At 66.2% G+C, this 21,647-nt stretch carries 22 protein-coding genes; 1 reads left to right on the top strand and 21 read right to left on the bottom strand.

Going from position 1 to position 21,647, the window contains the following annotated elements; translation table 11 throughout:
• Positions 1 to 97: 97 nt before the first annotated feature.
• The 3 genes from ACOQFL_RS10885 to murA form a co-directional block, all read right to left on the bottom strand.
• The gene (locus ACOQFL_RS10885) at positions 98 to 301 is read right to left on the bottom strand and encodes a DUF397 domain-containing protein (protein WP_435544008.1); all 204 of its coding nucleotides are present in this window, start codon (positions 299 to 301) and stop codon (positions 98 to 100) included.
• Between the two features lie 74 nt (positions 302 to 375).
• Positions 376 to 747 (bottom strand): hypothetical protein, encoded by a 372-nt coding sequence (locus ACOQFL_RS10880; RefSeq protein WP_435544007.1) that lies wholly within the window; start codon positions 745 to 747, stop codon positions 376 to 378.
• Positions 748 to 971: 224 nt separating this feature from the next.
• On the bottom strand, positions 972 to 2,228 hold the full coding sequence (gene murA / locus ACOQFL_RS10875) for a UDP-N-acetylglucosamine 1-carboxyvinyltransferase (protein ID WP_435544006.1): 1,257 nt from the start codon (positions 2,226 to 2,228) through the stop codon (positions 972 to 974).
• A 133-nt stretch (positions 2,229 to 2,361) separates the two neighbouring features.
• Here murA and ACOQFL_RS10870 point away from each other — a divergent pair, with 133 nt between their 5' ends.
• Positions 2,362 to 2,946, top strand: a complete 585-nt coding sequence (locus ACOQFL_RS10870) for a cob(I)yrinic acid a,c-diamide adenosyltransferase (protein ID WP_435544005.1) — start codon at positions 2,362 to 2,364, stop codon at positions 2,944 to 2,946.
• Positions 2,947 to 3,418: 472 nt separating this feature from the next.
• Here ACOQFL_RS10870 and ACOQFL_RS10865 read toward each other — a convergent pair whose 3' ends face one another.
• The 18 genes from ACOQFL_RS10865 to thrB form a co-directional block, all read right to left on the bottom strand.
• Positions 3,419 to 3,892, bottom strand: coding sequence for a GNAT family N-acetyltransferase (locus ACOQFL_RS10865; RefSeq protein WP_435544004.1), 474 nt, complete (start codon positions 3,890 to 3,892; stop codon positions 3,419 to 3,421).
• Between the two features lie 178 nt (positions 3,893 to 4,070).
• Positions 4,071 to 4,526: a DUF2550 domain-containing protein gene (locus ACOQFL_RS10860; RefSeq protein WP_435544003.1), complete on the bottom strand. Its 456-nt coding sequence runs from the start codon at positions 4,524 to 4,526 to the stop codon at positions 4,071 to 4,073.
• 12 nt (positions 4,527 to 4,538) lie between these two features.
• On the bottom strand, positions 4,539 to 4,904 hold the full coding sequence (locus ACOQFL_RS10855; RefSeq protein WP_092630073.1) for a F0F1 ATP synthase subunit epsilon: 366 nt from the start codon (positions 4,902 to 4,904) through the stop codon (positions 4,539 to 4,541).
• 155 nt (positions 4,905 to 5,059) lie between these two features.
• The gene (gene atpD, locus ACOQFL_RS10850) at positions 5,060 to 6,493 is read right to left on the bottom strand and encodes a F0F1 ATP synthase subunit beta (RefSeq protein WP_092630070.1); all 1,434 of its coding nucleotides are present in this window, start codon (positions 6,491 to 6,493) and stop codon (positions 5,060 to 5,062) included.
• A 1-nt stretch (position 6,494) separates the two neighbouring features.
• Positions 6,495 to 7,415 (bottom strand): F0F1 ATP synthase subunit gamma, encoded by a 921-nt coding sequence (locus ACOQFL_RS10845; RefSeq protein WP_092923917.1) that lies wholly within the window; start codon positions 7,413 to 7,415, stop codon positions 6,495 to 6,497.
• Between the two features lie 10 nt (positions 7,416 to 7,425).
• Positions 7,426 to 9,078, bottom strand: a complete 1,653-nt coding sequence (atpA, locus tag ACOQFL_RS10840) for a F0F1 ATP synthase subunit alpha (RefSeq protein ID WP_435544002.1) — start codon at positions 9,076 to 9,078, stop codon at positions 7,426 to 7,428.
• 78 nt (positions 9,079 to 9,156) lie between these two features.
• A complete protein-coding gene (locus tag ACOQFL_RS10835) occupies positions 9,157 to 9,987 on the bottom strand; it encodes a F0F1 ATP synthase subunit delta (protein WP_435544001.1) in 831 nt (276 codons plus the stop codon).
• A 71-nt stretch (positions 9,988 to 10,058) separates the two neighbouring features.
• Positions 10,059 to 10,613 carry a F0F1 ATP synthase subunit B gene (locus ACOQFL_RS10830; RefSeq protein WP_092923926.1) on the bottom strand — a complete coding sequence of 185 codons (555 nt, stop codon included), beginning with the start codon at positions 10,611 to 10,613 and terminating at the stop codon, positions 10,059 to 10,061.
• Between the two features lie 33 nt (positions 10,614 to 10,646).
• Positions 10,647 to 10,904, bottom strand: coding sequence for an ATP synthase subunit C-like protein (locus ACOQFL_RS10825; RefSeq protein ID WP_092630055.1), 258 nt, complete (start codon positions 10,902 to 10,904; stop codon positions 10,647 to 10,649).
• A 60-nt stretch (positions 10,905 to 10,964) separates the two neighbouring features.
• Complete coding sequence (atpB, locus tag ACOQFL_RS10820) at positions 10,965 to 11,744, bottom strand: F0F1 ATP synthase subunit A (RefSeq protein ID WP_092630053.1); 780 nt, start codon at positions 11,742 to 11,744, stop codon at positions 10,965 to 10,967.
• Positions 11,745 to 12,022: 278 nt separating this feature from the next.
• Complete coding sequence (locus tag ACOQFL_RS10815) at positions 12,023 to 12,502, bottom strand: Cg1360 family ATP-synthase-associated protein (RefSeq protein WP_435544000.1); 480 nt, start codon at positions 12,500 to 12,502, stop codon at positions 12,023 to 12,025.
• 20 nt (positions 12,503 to 12,522) lie between these two features.
• Positions 12,523 to 13,662, bottom strand: coding sequence for an MraY family glycosyltransferase (locus tag ACOQFL_RS10810; RefSeq protein WP_092630386.1), 1,140 nt, complete (start codon positions 13,660 to 13,662; stop codon positions 12,523 to 12,525).
• Between the two features lie 385 nt (positions 13,663 to 14,047).
• Complete coding sequence (locus ACOQFL_RS10805) at positions 14,048 to 14,695, bottom strand: L-threonylcarbamoyladenylate synthase (protein ID WP_435543999.1); 648 nt, start codon at positions 14,693 to 14,695, stop codon at positions 14,048 to 14,050.
• A 213-nt stretch (positions 14,696 to 14,908) separates the two neighbouring features.
• On the bottom strand, positions 14,909 to 15,796 hold the full coding sequence (gene prmC, locus ACOQFL_RS10800) for a peptide chain release factor N(5)-glutamine methyltransferase (RefSeq protein ID WP_435543998.1): 888 nt from the start codon (positions 15,794 to 15,796) through the stop codon (positions 14,909 to 14,911).
• A gap of 166 nt (positions 15,797 to 15,962) precedes the next feature.
• Positions 15,963 to 17,033, bottom strand: a complete 1,071-nt coding sequence (prfA, locus tag ACOQFL_RS10795; protein WP_435543997.1) for a peptide chain release factor 1 — start codon at positions 17,031 to 17,033, stop codon at positions 15,963 to 15,965.
• A gap of 82 nt (positions 17,034 to 17,115) precedes the next feature.
• Positions 17,116 to 17,346: a 50S ribosomal protein L31 gene (gene rpmE, locus ACOQFL_RS10790; RefSeq protein ID WP_435543996.1), complete on the bottom strand. Its 231-nt coding sequence runs from the start codon at positions 17,344 to 17,346 to the stop codon at positions 17,116 to 17,118.
• Between the two features lie 277 nt (positions 17,347 to 17,623).
• On the bottom strand, positions 17,624 to 19,648 hold the full coding sequence (gene rho, locus ACOQFL_RS10785) for a transcription termination factor Rho (protein ID WP_435543995.1): 2,025 nt from the start codon (positions 19,646 to 19,648) through the stop codon (positions 17,624 to 17,626).
• A gap of 1,083 nt (positions 19,649 to 20,731) precedes the next feature.
• The gene (thrB, locus tag ACOQFL_RS10780; RefSeq protein ID WP_435544279.1) at positions 20,732 to 21,616 is read right to left on the bottom strand and encodes a homoserine kinase; all 885 of its coding nucleotides are present in this window, start codon (positions 21,614 to 21,616) and stop codon (positions 20,732 to 20,734) included.
• Positions 21,617 to 21,647: the final 31 nt, after the last annotated feature.

The raw sequence follows: 21,647 nt of genomic DNA, 5'->3' as shown, positions 1-21,647 counted from the left end.
GATCACGATCGAGTTCCGCTCGGACGCTTGTCCGCGGCTACGCCGGGCGGGACCGACCCTGAATCAAACGGCATACCGGGGAGGAGGACGGAATCCGTCAGACTCCGAACTCACCGTTGCGGATCCCGGAAGCGAACGCCGCCATCTCCGCCTCGGTGAACTCGAGTACCGGCCCCTCGGGATCGCGCGAGTTCCTTATCCCGTAGATGTCACCGAGTCGCGCCACTTCGACGCACTCGGTGCCCTCGATACTGGAGGCTTCCGCCTTGCGGAACGTGGCCTGCGACCAGTCGAAGCTCATATCAGCTGCTCCTCGGATCCTGCGGCCCGAGAGTCCGAGACACACGGCACACGAACCCGCAACGAGCCGCGCCTTCAGTCGATCGGGAACTTCACAGCACCCATGTTCTTGAGATCGTGCAGAATCTCCGAACTGCGGGCGTTGACGGCGGCGGCCGCACGGGTCTCGCCCGGTACCGGACCGATACGTGGACACAGCTTGCTGAACCTGCCTTCGTCCAGCAACTGGGTCACCTGCTCCCAGGGAGCATCGCTGTCCCGGGAATTGAGATCCCAGGAACCGCCGCACCGCAGACAGTCGATCTGGACCAGCCACTGCTCGAACGAGCCGGTGAAGTCACCGAGCCAGCGCAGCCGCTCCCGCGGATGCGGGCACTCCGACTGTGTCAGCCGGATCGCGTTCGGATGGTCGAGATCGTGTCGAGGACGCTGCACTCCGTCTTCCATGGCCGTGTGAACTCCCCTGCAATGCCGGCGACAACCACGTCAAGATCATCGACAGCACACCCAAGGTAACTGAACGAACACCAAAAGTAACCACACGTAAGTGTGTAGTTCGCCTCGAACCGGCGTCAGCGGGTTACCGAACAGCTCGCAGGCCGCACCTACCTCGGGGAGAGCTCGCGGGCTCCGCACGAGCGGGGACACCCTCGGCGACCGGGATCTCCCGCTCAGTCGGAGACACGCTCGATGTCGGCCCCCAGTCCGCACAGCTGTTTGACGAAGTCCGGATAACCGCGATCGATGTGGAAGACGTCCCAGACCTCGGTGGTTCCCTCGGCGCACAGTCCCGCGAGGACGAGTCCCACCCCGGCACGGATGTCCGAGGCCCACACTGGAGCGCTGGAGAGCCGTTCCTGTCCCCGCACCACGGCGTGGTGCCCGTCGGTGCGAGCATCGGCCCCCATCCGGACCAGTTCCTCGATGAAGCGGAACCGGGACTCGAAGAGATTCTCGGTGATCATGGATGTGCCGTCGGCCACGGCCGACAAGGCGAGTGCCATGGGCTGCAGGTCGGTGGGAAAGCCGGGGAACGGCAACGTGACGTAGTCCACCGCGCTGGGACGCCGCTCCATGGCGACACGGAAGCTCTCGTCCTCGATCGCCACCTCGGCCCCGGCGCCGCGTAGCTTCTCCAGCACGAGATTCACGTTGTTCGGATCCACACCGTGCACGGTCACGTCACCACGGGTGGCAACGGCGGCGAAGGCCCAGGTCGCCGCCACGATGCGATCGCCGATCACCTGGTGACGAACCGGTTCGAGCCGCGGCACACCGTGCACTGTCAGCGTGGAAGTACCCGCTCCCTCGATCCGTGCACCCATCTGCTGCAGCATCACGCACAGATCCACGATCTCCGGTTCGCGGGCCGCGTTGTCGATCACGGTGGTGCCGTCCGCGAGCACCGATGCCATCAGAATGTTCTCGGTGGCACCGACGCTGGGGAAATCGAGCCATATCCGCGCACCGTGCAGGTTCTCGGCCTGTGCCACCACGGCGCCGTGCTCGATGTGGCTGGAGGCCCCCAGCTGCCGCAGCCCGTTCTGGTGCATGTCCAACGGTCGGGATCCGATCGCGTCACCACCGGGCAGGGTGACCACCGCGTGCCTGCAACGAGCCACGAGTGGCCCGAGTACGCACACCGAGGCCCGCAACCTGCTCATGTGAACCGAAACGGCTTCGTGACTGATGTCGGGCGGCGTGGTGATGGTGGTGGTGGGGCCGTCGATACTGACCGAACATCCCAGGCTGCGCAGCACGTCGGCCATCAACGGGACGTCCAGGATCTCCGGGCAGTTCGTGATGGTCGTCGTGCCCTCGGCCAGCAGCGAAGCGGCCATCAGCTTCAGCACGCTGTTCTTGGCGCCGACCACGCCGACTTCTCCGACGAGACGGGCGCCACCGTGTACCCGGAAATGCTCACTCACGGACAGCCAGGTTACGGCCGCGGTGCGGGTGCTATCCGAGTGGGTGGTACGACGATCGGACCAACGCGCCCCACCTATACTCCGAAACGGCCTCAGGGCGGCCCGAGAGCCGAGGACGCATAGGCTGGCACGCATGAGCGTGCACCTGACCAAGATCTACACGCGTACCGGCGACTCGGGCACCACCCGGCTCTCGGACAACTCCGAGGTCTCGAAGACCGATCCGCGGTTGGATGCCTACGCGGACGTGGACGAGACGAACTCCGTGCTCGGCGTCGCCCTGGCCACCGCCACGTTCGACGCCGACGTGCATGACGTGCTGCGTTCGGTGCAGAACGACCTGTTCGACGTCGGAGCGGATCTGGCCACACCAGTGCTGGAGGAACCGAAGTATCCACCGCTGCGGGTGCAGCCGAGCTACGTGTCGCGGCTGGAGAGCTGGTGCGACGAGTACAACGAACGTCTGGGCAAGCTGGAGTCGTTCATACTTCCCGGCGGCACCCCCGGCGGTGCACTGCTGCACCAGGCCCGTTGTGTGGCTAGGCGGGCCGAGCGTTCGGCCTGGCGGCTGCTCGACACCCATCCGGAGAACACCAACGAGGCACCGGCCAAGTACCTCAACCGGCTCTCCGACCTGCTGTTCATCCTCGCCCGCGTGGCGAACCCGGCGGGCGACGTGCTGTGGCGCCCCGGCGGCAACGCGGAACAGGAATCGTGAGCCGAAGTCGGTTCGACTTCCCTCAGGTGGATCGACTTCCCGCCCTCGGTATCGCGGTTAAGGCCCGCCGTCGGTATCGCGGTTAAGGCAGATCCATCAATCGGCGCAGCAGCGCCGAAGTCCCACCACAACCGCAGCTCGCACCGCCGCGGGTTCTCGTGTGCGGCTCCCGCGAGGAAGGCCCGACGTTGTGTAGGTCGCTACCCGATGTCGGGTCTCCCGGAGCGAGAGCCGTGCGAGAGGTTCCGCCCCGCCCCCGATGCGGTGTCAATTTCTCGCGAAATCGCCGCGCCGCTCGTCGGGACGGGACCATGGGATCAAGCAACGCGCGTGTCCCCGGTGCGGGAGTCGGATGCATCGCAAGGCCGGGCCGCTCGCCGCGTAGGTCGCTACTCAAAAGCCGGCCCAACGCCGCAAGGCACCGACTCACGTGTCGGCTACCCGACCACGCACACAAGCACTTTTCCGAGGTCTAGTTGAGTTCCTTGGCGAAACATCGGCTGTCGGGCTCCTCGCGGTACACCCCGAACTTGGCTGTCTCGTGGTAGCCGGACGACTCGTACAGGCCGATCGCCTCGGGCTGCTGCAGCCCGGTCTCGAGGACCATACGCTTCCGGCCTGCCCGCACGGCGGTGTTCTCCAGCTCGGCGAGGACCGCCCGCGCGAAGCCGGAACCACGTGCCCCCGGAATCACGTACATCCGCTTCATCTCAGCGTCGCCGTCCTCGAAGCCGTCGACCTCGGAGTCCTGCGCGCGCCAGCCACCGATCGCCACCGGAAGCTCGGCGTGATAGCCGATCAGGAACAATCCGCGCGGCGGCAGGAAGTCCTCGGGCAGCAGCGGCGTGCTGTCAGGCCCACCGTAGCGGTGGACGTACTCCTGCTGCACCTGACGGATGAGTTCCGCAGCGTCGGGGTGATCATAGCGACTGATTTCGATTCGCACTTCGCCATGCTAAGCAACCCGTCACGGAGCCCGCCACGAAAGTCTCCGGAAGCTTCCGCACCGGTGGAACGGCACGGCAGGACGGGCCTCAATTTCCCAAGAAATCGCCGCGCCGGTGAGCGAGAGCCGTGCCAGAGGATTCCGCCACCGGACACCTACGCGAGCCGGGCGGAAAACCTCAATGCCCGGCCCAGGGAGCGACGCTGCTGGGGGGTGCCGATTCCATCCAGGAGAGAAAGCCCGTCAACGCGTCGTAGCCCATCGCGATCTCGATGTCGTCACCGGATCGGCTCAGATGTACCACCAACGACCCGGAGGGCATGGTGTAGGTTTCGGCGGTACTGGGGTTTCGCCGGGAGGCGATTTCCATGTCGCCCCGGTTGAGTGCCCAGTCGGGGCCGGAACGCAGACTCAACGCGCGATACCAGGCGAATTCCTCGCCGTGGTAGTGCGCGACCCCCAGATGCCAGCCCCGACCGGGTTCAGCGCGGTGGACCCGCAGTGCGACCTCGATGCCCCCCGCCTTCAGCTTGCCCAACCGCCGACGCGCGAGCAGCAGCCCGCCGAGCACGGCCAGCACGACGACAACCGCCGAGCCGAGCACGAGGGCCAGCAGCAGGATCGAGGGGCTCATTCGTCGTGGCCGTCAGACGGAGTAGCCCGCCACTCGCAGCCGTGACCTGGCCCGCACTCTGGTCTGCTCATCCTCACCCTCGGCATCGCGCCGCGCGGCGGCCACGTCGATCTCCTGAGCCAGCTCCGCCGACTCCGCGAGAACGCTGACGACGCCGTTCGAGGTCGAGAGGAAGCCACCGTGCACCGCGGCGGTGACGGTCTCGTGATCGGGGGTCGTGATCTTGACGACACCCCCTTCGACCAACTGACCGAGCATCGGCTCGTGTCCGGGCAGGATGCCGATTACACCTTCGGTCGTCTGGGCTACCACACTGGTCGCGGTACCGGACCAGAGTCGGCGCTCCACGGCGACCAGCTCGACGGACATCTCGGCCACGCGTGTCTCCTTCGTCGGTGTGTCGTCGTAGTCTATCCGATGGATCGGGCCCGCCCGAACAGCGGCGTCACCGAGGTTCGAACCGTCCCGAACACGGCGCGGGTGCCGAGAGTCCCGACACCCGCGATCCGCCGAAGCAACGGGTGACTACCCGATCACTCCTGGTTGTACTTCTCGTAGGCCTGCTGCAGGTCCTCGAGCCCACCGATGGACAGGAACGCCTGCTCCGGATAGTGGTCGAAGTCACCGTTGCAGAGCTTGTCGAACGCCTCGATGGTCTCCTTCAGCGGCACGAAGGAGCCCTCCTGGCCGGTGAACTGCTTGGCCACGAAGAAGTTCTGCGACAGGTAACGCTCGATCCGGCGTGCCCGGTTGACGGTAACCTTGTCCTCTTCGGACAGCTCGTCCATACCCAGGATCGCGATGATGTCCTGCAGCTCCTTGTACTTCTGCAGGATCTGCTTCACCTGCTGGGCCACCCGGTAGTGGTCGTCCCCGACGATGCCGGGGTCGAGGATGCTGGAGGTGGAGGTCAGCGGGTCCACCGCTGGGTAGATCCCCTTCTGGGTGATCGACCGGGACAGCTCGGTCGTCGCGTCCAGGTGGGCGAACGTGGTCGCGGGCGCCGGGTCGGTGTAGTCGTCCGCGGGCACGTAGATCGCCTGCATGGAGGTGATGGAACGCCCCTGCGTGGAGGTGATCCGCTCCTGCAGCGCACCCATCTCGTCGGCCAGCGTGGGCTGGTAACCGACCGCGGAGGGCATCCGGCCCAGCAGGGTGGACACCTCCTGCCCGGCCTGGGTGAACCGGAAGATGTTGTCGATGAACAGCAACACGTCCTGGTTCTGCACGTCGCGGAAGTACTCCGCCATCGTGAGCCCGGACAGCGCCACCCGCATACGGGTACCCGGCGGCTCGTCCATCTGGCCGAACACGAGCGCGGTGTCGGCCAGCACGCCGGACTCCGACATCTCGACCCAGAGGTCGTTGCCCTCACGGGTACGCTCACCGACACCGGCGAACACCGAGGTGCCACCGAAGTTCTTGGCGACACGGCGGATCATCTCCTGGATGAGCACCGTCTTGCCCACACCGGCACCACCGAACAGGCCGATCTTGCCGCCCTGCACGTAGGGAGTCAGCAGGTCGATGACCTTGATGCCGGTCTCCAGCAACTGGGTCTTGCCCTCGAGCTTGTCGAAGGTCGGCGGGTTCCGGTGGATGCTCCAACGCTCCGCGTCGGAGGCGTAACCGGGCTCGTCCAGGCAGTTGCCGAGGGCGTTGAACACGTGGCCCTTGACCACGTCACCGACCGGTACGGAGATGGGGGCACCGCTGTCGGTGACCGGCGCGCCACGCACGAGCCCCTGAGTGGGCTGCATCGAAATGGTGCGCACCACGTTGTCACCGAGGTGCTGCGCGACTTCGAGCGTGACGTTGTTCGACATACCCACTGCCGTGATCTCCACGGACAGCGCGTTGTTCAGATCCGGCACGTGATCGCGGGGGAACTCGACGTCCACCACCGGGCCGAGGACCCGGACGACGCGACCGGTGCCAGTAGCAGTGCTAGTGGCAGTTGCAGTCATGTCACTCACTTCCTGCAGACGAGAGCGCCTCGACACCACCGACGATCTCGCTGATTTCCTGGGTGATCTGGGCCTGGCGCGCCCGGTTTGCCTCACGGCTGAGGTTCTGCACGATCTCGTCCGCGTTGTCCGTGGCCGACTTCATGGCGGTACGGCGCGCGGCGTGCTCGGAGGCAGCCGAATCCAGCAACCCGGCGAACAGGCGGGTGTTGATGTATTTCGGAAGCAGCTCCCGGAACAGGGTCGAGGCGTCCGGCTCGAAGTCGTAGGCCGGTCGCAGCCCCTGCGATTCGGTGTACTCGACTTCCAGCGGAGCGACGCGTCGAATGATCGGCCGCTGGGTGAGCATCGAGACGAACTCGGTGTGCACCAGATGGATCTCGTCCACGCCCAGTACGTCCTCGGGCGTTTCCCGATGCTTGGCCTCTTCGGTGCCCTGCATGAAAGCATTCACCAAGGTCTCACCGACGTCCGCGGCGTTGGCGTAGTCCGGCCGGTCGGTGAAACCGCTCCAGCTCTTGGTGATCTCCCGGTTGCGGAATCGGTAGTACGCCTCGCCCTTGCGTCCGATCACGTACAGCAGCGGAGTCTTGCCCTGCTGCCGCAACGTGTTCTGCAGCTCCTCCGCCGCACGGATCACGTTGGCGTTGTAGGCACCACAGAAGCCGCGATCACTGGTGACGACCAGCACGGCGGAGCGCTTGGAGTTCTCCCGCTCGACCAACAGCGGATGATCGAGTGGGCTGGCATCGGCCAGTGCGGTCAGCACCCTGGTGATCTCCTCGGCGTAGGGCCTGGAGGCCTCGACCCTCGCCTGTGCCCGCGTGATCCGCGAGGTGGCGATGAGTTCCTGCGCCTTGGTGATCTTCCGGGTCGACTGCACCGACCGGATGCGGTCTCGTAGTTCGCGAAGCTGAGCCATAGCTACCCGGTCACTTCTCGCTGTCCCCGGCGGGGCGGTTGACCTTCACCGTCTCCTGGGCGACCTCGTCGGCCTCCACGGTGCCGGCCTCGTCGTGCTGCGGGAGCGCAGCACCGCCTTCCGAGGTGGTGAACTGCTTCTTGAATTCCGTGACGGAGTCCTCGATGGCCCGGACACCGTCGTCGGAGAGCTTCTTGCTCTCGACGATGTCCTTGAGCACCGTGTCCTGGTTGCGCCGCATGTGCGCCAGGAACTCGGACTCGAACCGACGCACGTCGGCGGTCGGGACGTCGTCCAGGTGCCCCTTGGTTCCCAGGTAGAGCGAGACGACCTCTTCCTCGACGGGGAACGGCGAGCCCTCGCCCTGCTTGAGGATCTCCATCAGGCGTGCACCGCGATCGAGCTGCGCCTTGGAGGCCGCGTCCAGGTCGGAGGCGAACGCGGAGAACGCCTCCAGCTCACGGTACTGCGCCAGGTCGATCTTCAACGAACCGGTGACGGTCTTCATCGCCTTGAGCTGCGCGGAACCACCGACACGCGAGACCGAGATACCGACGTCGATCGCGGGGCGCTGCCCGGAGTTGAACAGATCCGACTGCAGGAAGCACTGTCCGTCGGTGATGGAGATGACGTTGGTGGGAATGTAGGCCGACACGTCGTTGGCCTTGGTCTCGATGATCGGCAGTCCGGTCATCGAACCACCGCCCAGGTCGTCGTGCAGCTTGGCACAACGCTCCAGCAGCCGGGAGTGCAGGTAGAACACGTCACCGGGGTAGGCCTCACGTCCCGGCGGGCGCCGCAGCAGCAGCGAGATCGCACGGTAGGCCTCGGCCTGCTTGGAAAGATCGTCGAACACGATCAGCACGTGCTTGCCCTGGTACATCCAGTGCTGACCGAGGGCCGAGCCCGCGTAGGGGGCCAGCCACTTCAGACCCGGGGAGTCCGACGCGGGGGCGGCGACGATGGTGGTGTAGTCCATCGCGCCCGCTTCCTCCAGCGAACGCTTCGCCGCGGCGATGGTCGAACCCTTCTGACCGATCGCCACGTAGACGCAGCGAACCTGCTTGTCCGCGTCACCACTCTCCCAGTTGCTCTTCTGGTTGATGATGGTGTCGAGCGCGACCGTGGTCTTGCCGGTCTTGCGGTCACCGATGATCAGCTGGCGCTGGCCACGGCCGATCGGGGTCATGGAGTCGATGGCCTTGATGCCGGTCTGCATCGGCTCGTTGACCTCTTGGCGCTGGACGACCGAGGCGGCCTGCAGTTCCAGGTCGCGGTTCTGCTCGGCCTCGATGTCGCCGAGCCCGTCCATGGGCTCACCGACCGCGTTGACCACGCGGCCGAGGAAGTTGTCGCCAACCGGTACAGACATCACCTTGCCGGTGCGCCTGACTTCCTGGCCCTCCTCGATCTGGTCGGCTTGACCCAGGATGACCGCACCGATCGACTGCGCCTCGAGGTTCATCGCGACGCCGTAGATGCCGCCGGGGAACTCCAGCAGTTCCTCGGTCATGACCGAAGGCAGACCCTCGACATGGGCGATGCCGTCACCGGTGTCCGTGACGACCCCGACCTCCTCGCGGCTGACCTCGGGTGAGTAGCTGGAGACGTACTTCTCGATCGCACTGCGGATCTCGTCCGACGAGATCGTCAGCTCCGCCATGTCTCGTTCCTGCTCTCGCTTCGTTCTGTGGAAAGGGGGTCCGGCCCCTTCCGACGACGGGCTCGGGAATACCGTCCGTCAGTCGGAGAGGTCGCGCCGCAGTGCCTGCAGCCGTCCGGACGTGCTGCCGTCGATGACTTCCTCACCGACCCGGATAACCAGCCCACCACCGATTTGCGGGTCCACTTCCAGGTGTACCGCAATCGGCCGCGCGTATATGCGCTGCAGGGTACTGGCCAATCGCTGCTGCTGCTCGTCGCTGAGCGGAATCGCCGAGCGAACGTGGGCGACCGAACGCTCCCGCCGCTTGGCGGAAAGCTCGGCCAACTCCTCCAGCCCTTCGCTGAGGTGCTGTCCCGACGACTGCTCGACCAGCTGCCGAACCAGTCGCTCGGTCACGTCCTCGACCCTGCCGCCGACCAGCTGTTGGATGACGGCTCCCTTACCGGTGGCATCGGCCGTGGGGTCCGACAACAGCCGTTCCAGCTCGGGTTGACCGCCGATGATGCGGCCCAGCCGGAACAGCTCGTCCTCGACCGCGTCGAGCCTGCCCGCACGCTCGGCCTGCACCAGCAGCGCGACACGGGCGAGCCGTTCGAGACCGTGCACCAGGTCACCGGGGTACGACCAGCGAACTCCCACCGCCTCGGTTACCACCGGCAGCGCCCGTGCACCGAGGTGATCGGTCAGCAGTTCGCGGACCAAACCTTGCCTGGACTCAGCGGGGGTGGCGGCATCGGCAAGAGCACGCCGCAGGGCGGACTCGCCGCGCAGCAGCGCGGCGACCCCGAACAACTCCTCGGCGAGCCCGGTGATCTCCGCGGGTCCTGCCCCGTCAGTGGCCTGCAACAGCTGCAGCTCGCTGGCTGCCAGGGCATCGCGACTCGCGGCGTTCACGAGGGTGCTCAACTCTGCACGCCTTTCTCTCCTGGGCCCATCACTTACGTCCCTTCGACCTTCGACCGAACGGTCGGAACCGTTCAGCTGTTGGCCGATGTCGACGGGGCGGAAGCGGCGTCCAGCTCGTCCAGGAACCGGTCCACCGTGCCGCGCCGCCGGGCCTCGTCCTCGAGGGATTCACCGACGACCTTGCTCGCCAGGTCAACGGCCTGCCTGCCGAGATCCTCACGCAGCTCCGCGATGACCTGCGAACGCTGCGCGGCGAGCTGTGCCTGCCCCTGGCTGATGATGCGGTCGCTCTCCTCCTGAGCCTGCGAGCGCATCTCGTCCAGGATCTGCTGCCCCTCGGCACGGGCATCGTCGCGGATCCTGGCGGCCTCCGCACGTGCCTCGGCGAGCTGTGCCTTGTACTGCTCCAGGGTGCGCTGTGCCTCGGCCTGCGCTTCCTCGGCCCGGGCGATGCCACCCTCGATCCGCTCGCTGCGCTCCTGGTAGACCTTCTCGAAGCGCGGAACGGCGTACCTGTAGAGCACGAACAGGAGGGCGGCGAACGCGACGAAACCGACGATTATCTCGGCCGGAGCGGGCAGAATCGGATTGTGGCCCTCCGCTGCCAGCACCATCTTGTTCTCCATCAGGACTTCTCCCAACCCGTCAAGCTGTCGGACTCAGGCGTTGGAAGCGATGAAGTAGAGGACCAGACCGATCAGCGCCAGCACCTCGACCAGAACGAAGGAGATCCAGGCGATACCCATCAACTGGCCCTGCGCCTCGGGCTGGCGAGCGGTTCCGTTGATGACGGCCGACCAGATCAGACCAACGCCGATACCGGGACCGATCGCACCGACGCCGTAGCCGATGGCGGCCAGGCCCGGGTTGATGTTGCTTGCGGTCTCCGCAGCCTGTGCAAGAACGATGTTGCTCACTGTTACTACCTTTCAACTCGGTCCGCATAACACGCGGATCGTGAGGTCTCGATCTGTCCTTCAGTGGTCTTGCGCGAGTGCGGCACCGATGAAGTTGGCGGTGAGCACCGCGAAAATGTACGCCTGCAAGACCTGAATCAAGGCCTCGGCGAAGGTCAGAAGGATCGCGAAGGCGAAGCTGACGATGGAAACCGGCTTGAGCAGCGCACTCCCCTCGAGCAGCAGATACTGCCCGCCGAGAGTGAACACCAGCAGAATGAGGTGTCCGGCGAACATGGCCGCGAAGACTCGAATGGCCAGCGCCACCGGCTGAAACAGGAACTTCTGCAGGAACTCGATGGGGGCCAGCAGGATGTAGACCGGCTTGGGTACCCCCGGGGGGAACATCACATGCTTGAAGTACCCCAGGAAGCCGTGACGTCGGAATCCCACGGTGTGGATAACGACGTAGACCATGAGGAACAGTGCGACCGGGAACCCGATCTTGGCCATCGTGGGGTACTGGATCAGCGGAATGATCCCGAACAGGTTGTTCACCAGGATGAAGGTGAACAGCCCGAAGATCAGCCCGATGAAGGGACGGAAGTGCTGCGCCCCGATCTGATCCCTGGCGATCGTGTTCCTGCTGAAGTCGTAGATGTACTCCGCCGCGAACTGAGCCTTGCCAGGTACCAACTTGAGATTGCGGGTGGCAATCAAGAAGTACGCACCGACGATGACAGCCGAGAGCACTACGAGCACGATCGGCTTGGTGACTTCACCAAAGATCGGCGGGAGGAAAAAGCTATCGACACCGGGCGGCTCGAAAGTTCCGCCCTGGCTCAACACCAGCGCGCCCAACTGGGCTCCTTCCGGTTCTCCCGGCTGGAGCTAACTCCACCGGGGGAATCGTCACGATTTGCACTCAACGTACCTGATACACGATCGAGAACTTAGGGGCCCTCCCACCGGACAGGTACCGCCGGGCAAGTCCCACGGGACGGACCACGACTTCCGACGACGGAGGACGTACTCGCGTCGAAACCCGAGTTACCTGCGCAGCGAATCCTACCATTCGGTAACAAAACGGTCGTAACGCCCACGTTCCGGGGAGCGCCGCCCGGGACGGACCGGCCCGTTCAGGAGCGGTCGGCCACCGCGATCGTGGGGGTCCTGGTCCTACGGAAACCACGCACTTCGGCCGCGGTCCACACCAGGACCGTGACCAGTATCGTCAGCGCCACGGACTCCACGTGGACGAAGTCGAGTCCACGCAGCAGGGTCACCACCACGAACAGCACGATCATCTTCCCGATGTAGCCGCCGAGCGCGGCGACCATCACGAACATCGGGTGAAAATCGGCTGTACTTCGCATCAACCACAGCGTGAGCAGCGACGAACCGAAAGCCACCGCGCCACCGATCAACCCGCCCGACAGACCCGGCATCCCTGTCAGGAAAGCGGCGACGACCGTGCACAACAGCACGGCCAGGGCACCCGGCAGTAGGGCGGCGCGAAGCATCGCCGCGGCCAACCGGCGCACCGTTCGGGCGTGCGGATTCGTCTCCTCGGCCGTGGGCCGGTCGGTGTCGTCGGAGGTTCCGGTCGCTTCCGTCATCACTCTCCCGCCGCGAAGTTCTACTTGGTCCTCATTCGGGGTATCGCGGATACGGTACCCGCTACGAGCACCGCGAAGCCCACAGCCCATGCCACGAGAAGCATATCGTCGAACAGCGTGAGCGAGACCGCACCGAACGCGACCACACCCGCCCACAGGTAGATGAGCAGCACCGCACGCCGCTGCGAGTGCCCCAGTTCGAGCAGCCGGTGGTGCAGGTGCATCTTGTCGGCGTGGAACGGGCTCTTACCCGCTCTGGTCCTGCGCACCACGGCCAGGCTCAGGTCGAGCAGTGGCACGAACAGCACAGCCGCCACCACCAGCAGCGGGGCGAACAGCCCGAAGGCGTCCAGGCTCGTGGGATCCATCTTGCCCGCGGCGGTGGTGCTGGCCGAGGCGAGCATCAACCCGATCAGCATGGAGCCCGAGTCGCCCATGAAGATACGGGCGGGCTGGAAGTTGTGCGGCAGGAAGCCGAGGCAGGCGCCAGCTATGGTGGCCGCGATGAGCGCCGGAGGATAAGCGGTGACGTCTCCGCCCTGGTCGTTGAGCAGCCCCAGGCAGAACGCGCAGGTCGCACTGGCGGCGATCAGACCTATGCCGGAGGCGAGACCGTCCAGCCCGTCGACGAAGTTCATGGCGTTGACCATGGCCACGGTCAGCAGCACCGTCAGCAGCTGCCCCTGGTTTCCGCTGAGCACCAGTACCGAACCGGACTCACCACCCTGACCGCCGGGCAGCATGTACCACTGCACACCCATCAGCACCAGGATTCCCGCCGCGGTGACCTGACCGGCCAGCTTGGTCCACGAATCGAGTTCGAAGCGGTCGTCCAGCGCGCCGACAAGCGTGATCAATCCACCGGCGAAGATCACCGCGAGCGCGTCGTTGGAGTAGTCGAACCCGCGGGAGAGAGCGGGCAGGTTGTCGGCCAGGAACATGCCGCCGAGCACGCCGAAGTACATCGCGACCCCGCCCATCCTGGGGATGGGGGTCGAGTGCACGTCCCGGCGTCGGGGGTGCGCCACAGCCCGGCTGCGAATGGCGAACACCCGGATCAGGCCGGTGAGCAGGAAAGTCACGGCCGCGGAAGTCAGGCACACCAGCAGGTACTCGCGTGCGGGCAGCCCTACCGGGGCCCAGGAGGGAACGGTGTCCATCGTCGCCACCTAGCCGCGCGTGGGAACGTGGCGCACGACACCGCTTTGATCCCACGACAGCACAGTCACCGTTGGTTGCTCCTCGTCATTTTCCGGGACGAACACGAAAAGATCGGCGTAACCGCGCCGACGCGCCGTTGCCGAGGACCGCACGGAACGGAACGAAAGCGTCGTCCACTGGCCGCGCACGCTCGTTCACGCTATCGAGAAGCGACGCGGCACACCGCGCGGGTCCGCACCGGCGGCCCCGGGAGGTCACCTTGAGCTCGTTTCAGCAGGTCAATCACCTGCTCAGCCCAGAGGGACACGAATTCCGCGCGGCAACGATTCACCCGTCCGAGGGAGGAGCGGGTCGAACGAACAGTGGTACGACACGAACGACCCGTTACTCCGCGGGCAGCTCGACACCCAGTTCGACGGCCAGCTCGTCCCGACTCACCGCTCCTTCACGCAGCACCCTCGGCTGGTCCCCGGTGAGGTCCACGATCGTGGAAGCGACCGGTTCGCCGGATGGACCGCCGTCCAGATAGACCGGGACGGACTCACCGAGCTGTTCCCGTGCCTGTTCCACGGTGGCGGCGGGGGGATTGCCGGTGGTGTTGGCGCTCGAGACCGCCATGGGGCCGACCTCGCGCAACAGATCCAGAGCCACCGGGTGCAGGGGCATCCGGAGATTGACCGTGCCGCGGGTCTCCCCCAGATCCCAGGAGAGCGAGGGTGCCTGCGGCAGAATCAGCGAGAGTCCACCGGGCCAGAACGCCTCGATGAGTGCCCGGGCCTGCCGCGGCACGGACATGACCAACCCGTCCACGGTGTTCCAAGAGCCAACCAGCACCGGAACGGGCATGTCGGGGCCACGTCCCTTCGCCGAGAGCAATGCGCGGACCGCCTCCGGATCGAAAGCGTCCGCACCGATTCCGTAAACCGTGTCGGTCGGCAGGACAACCAGCCCACCGCCGCGCAACGAACTCGCAGCCCTGCTCAGGCCTGCACTACGCCCGTCCGGGCTGCCGCAATCATAGACCGTGCTCACGGTCTCAAATCCTGGCACGTGCCCGAAGCTCGGCTGCGAGTGGTACCTCACCCGCGCATCGGACGGCACGTCCGGGCGATCGCGTTCGTCGGGCTCGACAACGGTTCCGGGAGGAAACCCCTGCTCCCGCCCGCGAGATCGCCGCGCCGCGAGGCGCCGGTCACGTGCGGGCACCCGACCGCGCACACCGGCCGAGCACGCACCCGAGTCCCGTCACGGACTCACGGAGGGTTCATGAGATTTCTTCTCGGCCGTGGCGAAACGTGGCCGCCCCGCCAGATCCGAATGATCGTGCACCTCGGCCAGCGCCCCGCTGTCGTTCATGAGCGCGGGTACGGCCTCGGCGTGCGTGTCATCGTGCTCAACCGCGAGAACCCCACCGGGACGCAGCAGACCGATGGCACGCGTCAGCACGTGCGGCACGATCTCGAGTCCGTCACGACCGGCGAAAACCGCCGCGTGCGGGTCGTACTCCCACACCTCCGGAGGAACCGGAGTGCCTTCCGGCACGTAGGGCGGGTTGCAGAGCACCAGGTCGACGAGCCCGTCCAATCCGGTGAGCAGGGTGGAATCGGTGACATCCCCGGCGAGCACCTCCACGGAGGTGTGCGCGGTGACACGAAGTGCGTCGGCGTTGTGTCGAGCCCATTCCAACGTGGTGGGATCGTTGTCCACGGCAAGCACCCGAGCATCGGGGCGCTGCTGGGCAACGGCCAACGCGAGCGCGCCGGACCCGGTGCACAGATCCACCACGAGGGGCTCGTGTACCGACCGGATCCGGGTCAACGCCCACTCCAGCAACTGTTCGGTCTCCGGGCGAGGGACGAACACCCCTGGGCCGACGGAGAGCGTCGTGCTTCCCAACGCGGCGGTACCGGTCAGATGCTGCAGCGGGACACGCTCCGCTCTGCGACGTACCAACTCGTGCAGTGAGTCGAGCACGGCGGGTTCGAGCGGCGGCAGCAACAGCAATCGAGGGCGCTCGACACCGAGCAGGTGCGCCGCGAGTGACTCCACGTCGGCACGGGGACTGGGAATCCCCGCCGCCGCCAACACGCGCTCGCCTTCCAGGACGGCCAACCGCAACGGCTTTCGTTCCACGGTGGTAACGATCCTTTCAGCATGCTCGTCGGGGGGAGTTCGGCGGGAATCACCGTGCGCTGTACCGACAACTTCGGAACGGTTCGAACGAGGCCACGGCCGTCCCCGGTGGTCGAACCCGGACGGCGTCACGGGTTCCGGCACGCGAAGTGGGCGGAGATCCGGATCAGACCCCGGCCTGCATCCGTTCGTTCCGATCGGCCTCGCGCAGCGCACCGAGTACCGAATCCAACTCGCCTTCGAGCACGTGGTCAAGGTTGTACGCCTTGAAGTTGATGCGGTGGTCGGAGATCCGGTTCTCCGGGAAGTTGTAGGTGCGTACCCGCTCCGAGCGATCCACGGTGCGGACCTGACTGCGTCGTGTCTCCGCGACCTCGCGTTCGGCCTCTTCCTCGGCCATGGCCTGCAGCCGAGCGCGCAGCACCTGGATGGCGCGCAGCTTGTTCTGCAGCTGCGACTTCTCGTTCTGGCAGGCCACCACGACACCCGAGGGAAGGTGTGTGATGCGTACCGCGGAGTCGGTCGTGTTCACGCTCTGCCCGCCCGGACCCGATGAGCGGTAGACGTCGATGCGCAGGTCCTTCTCGTCGACCTCGACCTCGACCTCCTCCGGCTCGGGATAAACCAGCACGCCCGCCGCTGAGGTGTGTACTCGTCCCTGCGACTCGGTGACGGGAACACGTTGCACCCGGTGCACCCCGCCCTCGAACTTGAGCTTGGACCAGACTCCTTCGAGACCGGGTTCGCCCTTGGACTTGACCGTGGCGATGACGTCCTTGTACCCGCCGAGGTCGGATTCGGTGGCGCCGAGTATCTCGGCATGCCAGCCCTGCCGCTCCGCGAACCGCAGATACATTCGGAGCAGATCTCCGGCGAACAGTGCCGACTCCTCGCCGCCCTCGCCGGACTTGATCTCCAACACGACATCGGATCCGTCGCGTTGGTCACGCGGAGCCAGCAGTTCGGCGAGTCTGTCCTCCAGCTCCGGAATCCGCTGTTCGAGCTGGTCGGCCTCACTTGCCAGACCGGGGTCCTCGGCGGCGAGTTCACGTGCGGTGGCCAGGTCGGAGCGGGCGTTCTCGAGCTCCCGCGCCGTACGCACGATCGGAGTCAGTTCGGCATGTCGCTTACCGAGTTTACGGGCCCGCGCCTGGTCGGCATGGACGTCCGGATCCGCGAGCCGCCCTTCAAGCTCGGTGTACTCGGCGAGCAACTCCTCGAGCCTCGACGTCTCCACGGTGCTCCCCACTTTCGCTACGAGTCCGATACAAGAACGGCGCCCGCCACGTTGTCGAAAACGGCGGGCGCCGCGGACCCGGCTACTTCTTGGTGCGAGCGTTCTGCGGACGACGACCGTACCGAGCCTCGAACTTGGCCACGCGGCCGCCGGTGTCCAGGATCTTCTGCTTGCCCGTGTAGAACGGGTGGCAGTTGGAGCAGACCTCGACGCTGATGTGCCCGCTGGTCTTGGTGCTGCGGGTGGTGAAGCTGTGCCCGCAGTCGCAGACGACCTGGGTCTCCACGTACTCGGGGTGAATGTCGCTCTTCATGGCTCGTCCTCTCTTCGTGGCACCGGGTCCTCGCGGCGTCAACCGGAGGTGAACCGGCACCGGAACAGCTCCCGATTCTGTCAGACCGGGGACCGCTGCTCGGCAACGCCCGAGGCAGCGCGGGTATTCCCGGAGGAGGCGAGTTTCGTCACGGCACCGTGCACCCCGGGTGGTCCGGGCCGGTGCCGCGACGTAACTTCGGCATCGCCGAGAAGCGGCGGGAACCGCCTTCCGGTGGCTCGCCGCACCACCGGGACGGCCCGTGCCGCACGCTTCCCTACTCTTCCTCCTTGCCCGGAGTGGTCTTGGCGACCTGGGTGAGGAACTCGATGTTGGTACGGGTCTTGCGCAACTGGTCCCGGACCAGTTCGAGCGCCTGCTGCGTGTCCAACGCTGCCAGCACCCGGCGCAACTTCTGGTGCACGGCCAGCTCGTCGGACGACATCAGCAGCTCGTCCTTACGAGTGCTGGAGGCGTCCACGTCCACCGCCGGGAACAGCTGCTTGTTGGCCAGCTTGCGGTCGAGCTTGAGCTCGGCGTTGCCGGTTCCCTTGAACTCCTCGAAAATCACGGTGTCCATGGCGGAACCGGTTTCCACCAGCGCAGTGGCGAAAATGGTCAGTGAGCCGCCGTTCTCGATGTTGCGCGCCGCGCCCAGGAACCGCTTGGGCGGATACAGCGCCGTGGAGTCCACACCACCGGACAGGATCCGGCCGGACGCCGGCGCGGAGAGGTTGTAGGCACGCCCGAGACGCGTGATCGAGTCCAACAGCACCACCACGTCGTGTCCCATCTCGACCAGACGCTTGGCACGTTCGATGGAGAGCTCGGCGACAGTGGTGTGGTCCGACGGCGGACGGTCGAAAGTGGAGGCGATGACCTCACCCTTGACCGAGCGCTGCATGTCGGTGACCTCTTCGGGCCGCTCGTCCGCGAGCACGACCATCAGATGGCACTCGGGGTTGTTCGTGGTGATCGAGTTGGCGATCGACTGCAGGATCATCGTCTTGCCCGCCTTCGGCGGGGAGACGATCAGTGCCCGCTGCCCCTTGCCGACCGGCATGACCAGGTCGATGACCCTGCTGGTCATACCCTGCGGGTCGGTTTCCAGGCGGAGCCGTTCGTTGGGGTAGAGCGGAGTGAGCTTGTGGAACTCCGAACGCTTCTTGGCGGCCTCCGGCTCCAGACCGTTGATGGCGTCGACCCGCACCAACGGGTTGAACTTCTGCCGTTGCTGCTCTCCCTCGCGAGGCTGCCGAACCACGCCCTTGAGGGCGTCGCCACGACGCAAGCCGTACTTGCGGACGAGCGAGAGCGAGACGTAGACGTCATTGGGTCCCGCGAGGTAGCCGGAGGTCCGGACGAACGCGTAGTTCTCCAGCACGTCGAGGATGCCCGCCACGGGCAGCAGCACGTCGTCGTCACGCACCTCGGGCTCGTTGTCCCCACGACCACGGCCACGTCTGCGGTCCCGGAAACGACGACTGCGCCTGTTGCCGCGGTCCTCGTCGTCCTGCCGGTTGTTGTCGTTGCGGTTGTTGTCGCCACGACCGTCCCGGCGGCTCTCCTGCCTGTCACCGGTATTGCCGTCCTGACGATCCTGGCGGTTGTCGGTGCGTTCCGCCCGACCGCCGCCGTCCGCGCCGCCCCGCTCGTTGCGATCGCCGCGCTCGTCCTGATCCTGGTTGCCGGACGAACGCTGCGAGGAGCGGCGACGACGGTTGTTCCGACGTCCTTCCTCGCCGGATCCGTCGTTACCGGAACGACGCGAACCGCCCCGGTTCGGCGCGGAACCGTTGGAACGTTTCTCGGTGCCGGTGCCGGATTCGGTGGCCGAGTCCCGGTCATCGTCCTTATCGGAGGGCGAGCCCGCGGCGGGTTTGCCGGACGTCCGTTCCGCTGTGCGGTTCCCGGCGCCCTGATCCCTGCCGCCTCGGCCCTTGGCCTGCTGCCCCTTGGGGCCTTGGTTCTCGGTGTCCTGAGTGTTGTCCTCCGGGGCCGCCTGCTGGTCGAGAGTCGGCTGACGGGTGCCGGACTCCGCTTGGCGCGGCGCGGCGGCACCTCCCTGACGCTCCTTGATCGCGGTGATCAGGTCGCCCTTGCGCAGGCCCGTGGTGTCGATCCCCAATTCGCCGGCGAGTTGCCGCAGTTCGGCGAGCACCATGCCCGACAGGCCACCCCGGCGGCGTGCGCTGCCGTTGGTTCCTGATCCGGAGGCTGCCTGCTGCGAATCGGACTCCTGCCCGCCGGACGGAGAGACGCCGTTGGTCGTCTCGCTGCTCAACAGATCGGTGTTGCTCACGAATGTCCTTCCTGACCGGATCCGCGCCTCCTACGCGGCCCAGCGGATTACCCCGCTCGCTGCGAACGCGAGCGGCCTTGTAGTGCTACCGGCCCCTTTATCGAATGAACTCGACGAGGACACCCGGCGCGCGTGGTGTCGGCACCCACTCGAAAACCGGCAGCACCGGGCAGCGGAGACGCCCGACTCGCGCACCCGTGGTGATATCACTCGTCCACAGCGGTACCACCACCTGCCGGAACAACCGTGACCGTGTTCGTTCACCACTCCCGGATGCATGCCTTGCTGCTCACTCGTTACCGGACTCACCGAATCGACCGGTGACGACGAGGTCCGCACTGCCCGTTCGGAGTGCGATCCCGTACGGTCGCGGAATACGGTGGCCAGCGAGGCCGAAGCCTCCACTGTGGTCACCGAGTTGTTCGTGACTGCCGTGCGGAACCACAATCCGTAACGCCAGAGCTCCCAGTCCGACACCGGCAACTGCGTGAAGTTCGACTCGACGACGCGAACCCCATTGAGTTGACAACTCTTGCCTCGGCCACCGCGCTCGGCCACTCGCCATCCTGATCTTCACCCGGAAGGTGTAGTCGATTCACAGCGAGGGATGCATCCCGGAAAGAAGCTCCCGGGCAAGGCACCGGCGCCGATGCGCCCGGTGACTGATTGACCTTGAGGGTATACGCCGAGTCACTCCGGTGCAACAACCAAGAGCATGACACGCCCGCCGCTGGAGCGCCCCTACCCGGTCACATGTTTGTCGGTCTCCCCCGCCGAACCACGAACCCGGTGCGACAGCACGGGGATTCACCGGCCGCGGCTACCGTGCCCCGGGCCTCGCGGGACCGACGATCCGACGACGGCGATGCCGACATTTCCTTTATACCACTCGAAACACCGGCCACCACGACCCGGCCCCGATCGGGAGCCACCACCCGACACACCTGCCGGGAAACCTCTCGGGAACAGCCGACCGGGAACGAGCTAAGGCCGGTGACACCGCCCCCGAGGACGAGCGACGGACACCACCGGTGACCGCCGCGCCCTGGTCACTCCATCGCGCCCCGGTCCATCGCGCCCCGGTCAACCCATTCGGTCGACCCACACGCCGGTCCGCTCCACATCCAGTCGCCTGACCTCGAAGTTCCCCGCCACCGCAGGCTCGGGAAGCTCACCGCCGGGTGGCAGGGCGAACACGGTGGGTCCCGCCCCGGAAACAACGGCGGGCACGCCGCTATTCCGGAGCCGGTGCACGAGTTCCAGCGTTTCCGGCATCGCGGGCCCGCGATACTCCTGGTGCAGCCGGTCCTCCGTGGCCTCGAGCAGCAGCTCCGGCTCGGTGGTCAACGCGTGCACGGCCAGAGCCGTGCGTCCGGCGGCGAACACCGCGTCGGAGTGAAGCACCTTCTCCGGCAACAATCCCCGCATCGTGTGGGTAGCGGATTCCGCACTGGGGATGAACACCACCGGATTCAACTCCGAATGGGGTTCCAGTCGAACGGATCGGTAACGATTTTCCACATTCCACGCGACAACCAGCCCGCCGAACAGCGCCGCGGCGACATTGTCGGCGTGTCCCTCGTAGGAGGCAGCCAGTCGCAACGCCTCCGGACGAACCCCTTCGGCTCGAACGTCGAGCCCGGCCAGCCGGTAACCGGCCGCCACCCCGGCGACGATCGCGCCCGCGGACGAACCGAGCCCCCGCGCGTGCGGCACGGCGTTCGTACAACGCAGCCGCAGCGCGGGTGGTGCCACACCGAGCCGATCCATGGTCGCGTGCAGCACCCGAACCACCAGATGACTCTCGTCGGTGGGTACCTCACCGGCCCCGGAACCGGTGACCTCGACACGCGCGGTCCGCGGGGCGGCATCCGTGCGGGTGATCTCCACTACGTCGTGCATAGCCAACGCCATGGCCAGCGTGTCGAACCCCGAACCGAGATTCGCGGTGGAAGCAGGCACGGTCACCCGGAAAGCGGCGTCCGTTCCGCTCGTGGCC

It is taken from the genome of Actinopolyspora sabaoui, from assembly GCF_051225635.1.
GTDB lineage: Bacteria > Actinomycetota > Actinomycetes > Mycobacteriales > Pseudonocardiaceae > Actinopolyspora.
Note: the sequence above shows the minus strand (reverse complement) of the source record. Positions and strands in the feature narration are given on the sequence as shown.

Coding starts and splice junctions, on each gene's coding strand:
- ACOQFL_RS10885 (WP_435544008.1), bottom strand. CDS start 301: ATGAGCTTCGACTGGTCGCAGGCCACGTTCCGCAAGGCGGAAGCCTCC.
- ACOQFL_RS10880 (WP_435544007.1), bottom strand. CDS start 747: ATGGAAGACGGAGTGCAGCGTCCTCGACACGATCTCGACCATCCGAAC.
- ACOQFL_RS10870 (WP_435544005.1), top strand. CDS start 2,362: ATGAGCGTGCACCTGACCAAGATCTACACGCGTACCGGCGACTCGGGC.
- ACOQFL_RS10860 (WP_435544003.1), bottom strand. CDS start 4,526: ATGAGCCCCTCGATCCTGCTGCTGGCCCTCGTGCTCGGCTCGGCGGTT.
- atpD (WP_092630070.1), bottom strand. CDS start 6,493: ATGACTGCAACTGCCACTAGCACTGCTACTGGCACCGGTCGCGTCGTC.
- ACOQFL_RS10845 (WP_092923917.1), bottom strand. CDS start 7,415: ATGGCTCAGCTTCGCGAACTACGAGACCGCATCCGGTCGGTGCAGTCG.
- atpA (WP_435544002.1), bottom strand. CDS start 9,078: ATGGCGGAGCTGACGATCTCGTCGGACGAGATCCGCAGTGCGATCGAG.
- ACOQFL_RS10830 (WP_092923926.1), bottom strand. CDS start 10,613: ATGGAGAACAAGATGGTGCTGGCAGCGGAGGGCCACAATCCGATTCTG.
- ACOQFL_RS10815 (WP_435544000.1), bottom strand. CDS start 12,502: ATGACGGAAGCGACCGGAACCTCCGACGACACCGACCGGCCCACGGCC.
- ACOQFL_RS10810 (WP_092630386.1), bottom strand. CDS start 13,662: ATGGACACCGTTCCCTCCTGGGCCCCGGTAGGGCTGCCCGCACGCGAG.
- rpmE (WP_435543996.1), bottom strand. CDS start 17,346: ATGAAGAGCGACATTCACCCCGAGTACGTGGAGACCCAGGTCGTCTGC.